Here is a 4,683-nt window from a genome sequence, read left to right as displayed (position 1 = left end):
CGTCGGTGGCCGAGGCCCGCGTCGCCCTCGGACGCGCGGAGGCGCAGCGCGCGAGCCGGAATGAGGAGCTCCAGCAGGTGCGGCGCCAGGAGGCCGCCGTGCGCGAGCGGCTGCACGCCGTCACCGAGGACGTGCACGGCCTCGAGCTGCGCATCTACGAGAAGAAGCTGCACGTCGCCGGCCTCGTGGAACGCGCGGAGTCGGAGCTGGGCCTCGGCGAGGACGTCCTGGTCGACGAGTACGGCCCCGACGTCGAGATCCCCGGCGAGGACGAGGAGTCGGCGCCCCGCCCGTTCGTGCGCGAGGAGCAGCAGCGCCGCCTGGCGGCCGCCGAGCGCAAGCTGGCCCAGCTCGGCCGGGTCAACCCGCTCGCGCTCGAGGAGTTCGCCGCGCTCGAGCAGCGGCACCAGTTCCTCTCGGAGCAGCTCACCGACCTCGCCAACACCCGCAAGGACCTGCTCACCATCATCGAGGAGATCGACGGGAAGATGGAGGCGATCTTCCGCGGCGCCTTCGACGACACCCAGGCGGCGTTCGCCGAGGTCTTCCCGGTGCTCTTCCCGGGCGGCACGGGCAGCATCACGCTGACCGACCCCGACAACATGCTCACGACCGGCATCGAGGTCTCGGTGAAGCCGGCCGGCAAGAAGATCGAGCGCCTCTCGCTGCTCTCGGGCGGCGAGCGATCGCTGGCCGCGGTCGCGCTGCTCATCGCCATCTTCAAGGCGCGTCCGAGCCCGTTCTACATCATGGACGAGGTGGAGGCGGCGCTCGACGACGCCAACCTCGGCCGCCTCCTCACCACCATGGAGGACCTGCGCGAGTCCAGCCAGCTCATCGTCATCACGCACCAGAAGCGCACGATGGAGATCGCCGACGCGCTCTACGGCGTCTCGATGCGCCAGGACGGCGTCTCCGCCGTCGTCGGCCAGCGGGTTCGCGAGGAGCGCGAGGCCAAGGCCAGCTGAGCCGAGCGAGCGGATGCCGCAGGYACGCGCCTGCGGCATCCGCTCTGCGACTCAGGTGAGCCGGCGATCGCCCGGATCGACGACGCGGAACCAGCGGTACCCGTAGGCGTCGAGGTGCACGTCGATGCGCCCGCGCTCGTCGAGGTCGAACGCGTCGACGGCGAACAGGTCGGAGAACCGGGCCCCGGCGGGCACCTCCCCGAGCTCGAGGGTGACGGTGGCCGGCCGTGGCGCGAAGTTGTGCACCGCGACGAACCGGCCGACGTCGGCGGTGAGCTGGTGGGCGAGCACGGCGTCGTTGCCCGTGTCGAGCAGGTCGAGCCGGCCCCAGCCGATCTCGGGGGAGCTGCGGTACCGCACCGCGAACTTCCGGATCGTCGCGAGCAGCGACTCGGGGTCGTGCATCTGCGCCTCGACGTTCACGTGCTCGGGCGCGTAGCCGTCGGTGGGCGGCGCGGCCACGAGCCGATTGGGCCGCGCCCGCGAGAAGCCGCCGTTCGCCTCGTCGGTCCACTGCATCGGGGTGCGCACCGTCATGCGGCCGCCCTCCACGCGGTTCTCGCCCATGCCGATCTCCTCGCCGTAGAAGACCACGGGTGTGCCCGGCAGCGAGAAGAGCAGGCTGTAGACCATACGGATGCGGCGGGGATCGCCGTCGAGCATCGGCGGGAGGCGGCGCGCGATGCCCCGCCCGTAGACCCGCATCCACTCCTCGGGCGCGAACGCGTCGAACACCTCCTCGCGCTCGGCGTCGCTGAGCTTGTCGAGGGTGAGCTCGTCGTGGTTGCGCACGAAGTTCGCCCACTGCGCCTCGGGCTCCAGCTGGGGCCGCTCGGCGAGCGAGGCGGCGAGGGGTCGTGCGTCCTCCCGCGCGAGCGACAGGTACAGGGCCTGCATGCCGAGGAAGTCGAACTGCATCGTGAGCTCGGCCGGATGGCCGGGCCGGCCGAAGAACTCGACCTGCTGGTCGAACGGCAGGTTCACCTCGCCCAGCAGCACCGCCTCGCTCGAACGGCGCTGCAGGAACCTCCGGATGTCGCGGAGGAACTCGTGCGGATCGCCGATGTCGACGCCGTCGGGCGGCTCGATGAGGAACGGCACGGCGTCGACCCGGAAGCCCGAGACGCCCATCTCCAGCCAGAAGCCGATCGTCTTCGCGATCTCGTGGCGCACGGCCGGGTTGGCGATGTTGAGGTCGGGTTGGTGCCGGTAGAAGCTGTGCAGGTAGTACTGCTCCGTGCGCTCGTCGTACTCCCAGACGCCGTCCTCCTCGCCGGGGAACACGGTCTTCGCCGGATGCGCGGGTGGCTCGTCCCGCCAGACGTAGTAGTCGCGGAACGGCGAGGTGCGGCTGCGCCTGGCCGACCGGAACCAGGGGTGCCGGTCGGAGGTGTGGTTCATCACGAAGTCGATGATCACGCGCATGCCGCGGTCGCGGGCGGTGCGCAGGAACTCCGCGACGTCGCCGAGCGAGCCGAGCCGGGGGTCGACGCCCGTGAAGTCGGTGATGTCGTAGCCGTCGTCGCGGTCGGGCGTCGGCTGGAACGGCATGAGCCAGAGGCAGGTCACCCCGAGCTCGGCGAGGTGGTCGAGCCGGTGCCCGAGGCCCTCGAAGTCGCCCGAGCCGTCGTCGTTCCAGTCCATGTACGTCTCGACGTCGAGGCAGTAGACGACCGCCGTCTTCCACCAGAGGTCGCTACGGTCGGTGATCTTCATCGGCCCACCCCCCTCAGTGCGGGGAGGACGTGCTCGCCGAAGGCATCGATGAACGCGTCCTGCTCGGCGCCGACGTGGTGGAGGAAGATGCGGTCGACGTCGAGCTCCGCGATGCCCGCGAGGTGGTCGAGGTGCCGTGCGGTGTCGGACGAGGCGAGCAGCGTGGCAGCCACGTCGTCGAGCGTGGCGTCGGCCGTGCGGGCGTCGAAGTCCTCGGGGCGGTCGAGCTCCCACGAGAGGTGCGCCGGCACGAGGCTCTGCCGCCACTGGTCGTGCGCGATGGCGAGCGCCTCGTCGTCGGACGGCGCCCAGCTCAGGTGCACCTGCACGGCGACCGGGCCGCGGCCGCCGGCCTCGCGGTACGCGTCGATGAACTCGCGCAGCCCGTCGGGCCCCTGATCGACGGTGATGACGCCGTCGGCCCATGCCGCGACGTCGCGCGCGGTCTCGGTGCTGATGGCGGCGGCGAACAGCGGCGGCGGCTCGTCGGGGCGGCTCCAGATCCTCGCGTGGTCGACCCGGATGCGGCCGTCGGCGGTCACCTCGTCGCCGGCGAGCAGGCGGCGGATGACGTCGACCGATTCGGCGAGCCGCGCGTCGCGCTCCTCCTTCACCGGCCACGGATCGCCGGTGACGTGCTCGTTGATCGCCTCACCGCTCCCGAGCGCCGCCCAGAACCGGTTCGGGTACATCTCCGCGAGGGTGGCGAGCTTCTGCGCCGCGATCGCCGGGTGGTAGCGCTGCCCGGGCGCCGTCACGACGCCGAGCGAGAACGAGGTGGCCTCGAGCGCGGCGCCGAGCCAGCTCCATGCATACCCCGAGTGCCCCTGGCGCACGCTCCACGGCTCGAGGTGGTCGCTGCACATGGCGGCGTCGAAGCCGGCCTGTTCGGCGCGCCGCACCGCGTGGAGCAGTCGGCTGGGCGGCAGTTGTTCGTGCGAGGCGTGGAATCCCACGATCGTCATTCGCACTCCTTCCGTCGTCCCCGAGGGTTCCGTGGCCCCGGGGGAGCGGCAACCCCTTGCAGGGGCACCGGGCGCGGTGTACCGGCGCTCTAGGCTGGAGGCATGGCAGAACGCGCATCCTGGTCGCTCGGTGCGGCCCTCCGCGGGGTCTTCGGAGCGAAGACGATCGACGAGGACACCTGGGACGACCTCGAGTCCGCGCTCATCCGCGCCGACTTCGGCCCCGCCGTCACCGAGGAGATCGTGGCCGCGATCAAGGCCCAGGTCGAGCGGTACCGCACGACCGATCCGCGCGACGTCCAGCGGATGCTGCGCGAGCTCATCGAGGAGCGGCTCTCGAAGTACGACCCGACGCTGAAGCTCACGGAGCGTCCCGCCGTCGTGCTGGTCGTCGGCGTGAACGGCGTCGGCAAGACCACCACGATCGGCAAGTTCGCGCGGTTCCTGCGCAGCTACGACCGGAGCGTCGTCGTGGGCGCGGCCGACACGTTCCGTGCCGCCGCGGTCGACCAGCTCGCCACCTGGGCGGAGCGCGCCGGCGTGGGCATCGTGCGACCTGAGCGCGGGGGCCAGGACCCGGCATCCGTCGCCTTCCAGACGGTCGAGAAGGCCAAGCGCGACGGCATCGAGATCGTCATCATCGACACCGCGGGTCGCCTGCACACCAAGGGCGGGCTCATGGACGAGCTCGGCAAGATCCGCCGCGTCGTCGAGAAGCAGGCGCCCATCAGCGAGGTGCTGCTCGTGCTCGACGCGACGACCGGGCAGAACGGCCTGGCGCAGGCCGAGGCGTTCATCGAGCACGGCGGCGTCACCGGCCTCGTGCTCACCAAGCTCGACGGCAGCGCGAAGGGCGGCTTCGTGCTCGCGGTGCAGGAGAAGACCGGCCTGCCGATCAAGCTGATCGGCCAGGGCGAGGGCATCGGCGACCTCACCGGGTTCACGCCGCACGTCTTCGCGCAGAAGCTCGTGGGCTAGGAGGAGCACATGGCGATCGAACACGACTACTTCGGGGTCATCGGCGAGTACTGGTC

Annotated in this window: 4 protein-coding genes; 2 read left to right on the top strand and 2 right to left on the bottom strand. The window is 71.2% G+C overall.

Translation table 11 applies throughout. The annotated features are described in order from the left end of the window. The coding region (locus AC1DY2_RS15710) for an AAA family ATPase (protein WP_476763271.1) at positions 1 to 968 on the top strand (968 nt) is incomplete at its 5' end. Between the two features lie 51 nt (positions 969 to 1,019). On the opposite strand, the gene AC1DY2_RS15705 is transcribed toward AC1DY2_RS15710, so the two are convergent. Together AC1DY2_RS15705 and AC1DY2_RS15700 are read right to left on the bottom strand one after the other, a co-directional pair. Beyond that, on the bottom strand, positions 1,020 to 2,684 hold the full coding sequence (locus tag AC1DY2_RS15705) for an alpha-amylase family protein (RefSeq protein WP_476763270.1): 1,665 nt from the start codon (positions 2,682 to 2,684) through the stop codon (positions 1,020 to 1,022). Beyond that, positions 2,681 to 3,649, bottom strand: coding sequence for a TIGR03885 family FMN-dependent LLM class oxidoreductase (locus AC1DY2_RS15700; protein ID WP_476763269.1), 969 nt, complete (start codon positions 3,647 to 3,649; stop codon positions 2,681 to 2,683). Before AC1DY2_RS15700 ends, AC1DY2_RS15705 begins: the two co-directional genes overlap by 4 nt. A 102-nt stretch (positions 3,650 to 3,751) precedes the next feature. Between AC1DY2_RS15700 and ftsY the strand changes: the two genes are divergently transcribed. After that, positions 3,752 to 4,627: a signal recognition particle-docking protein FtsY gene (ftsY, locus tag AC1DY2_RS15695; protein WP_476763268.1), complete on the top strand. Its 876-nt coding sequence runs from the start codon at positions 3,752 to 3,754 to the stop codon at positions 4,625 to 4,627. The last annotated feature ends 56 nt before the right edge of the window (positions 4,628 to 4,683 follow it).

Source organism: Agromyces sp. P1_H4, assembly GCF_056405255.1.
The sequence above is the reverse complement of the archived record's forward strand: the minus strand, read 5'-3'. Positions and strand labels throughout refer to the sequence as shown.

Excerpts from the sequence above, each read along its gene's own strand:
- AC1DY2_RS15705 (WP_476763270.1), bottom strand. The coding sequence starts at position 2,684 with ATGAAGATCACCGACCGTAGCGACCTCTGGTGGAAGACGGCGGTCGTC.
- AC1DY2_RS15700 (WP_476763269.1), bottom strand. The coding sequence starts at position 3,649 with ATGACGATCGTGGGATTCCACGCCTCGCACGAACAACTGCCGCCCAGC.
- ftsY (WP_476763268.1), top strand. The coding sequence starts at position 3,752 with ATGGCAGAACGCGCATCCTGGTCGCTCGGTGCGGCCCTCCGCGGGGTC.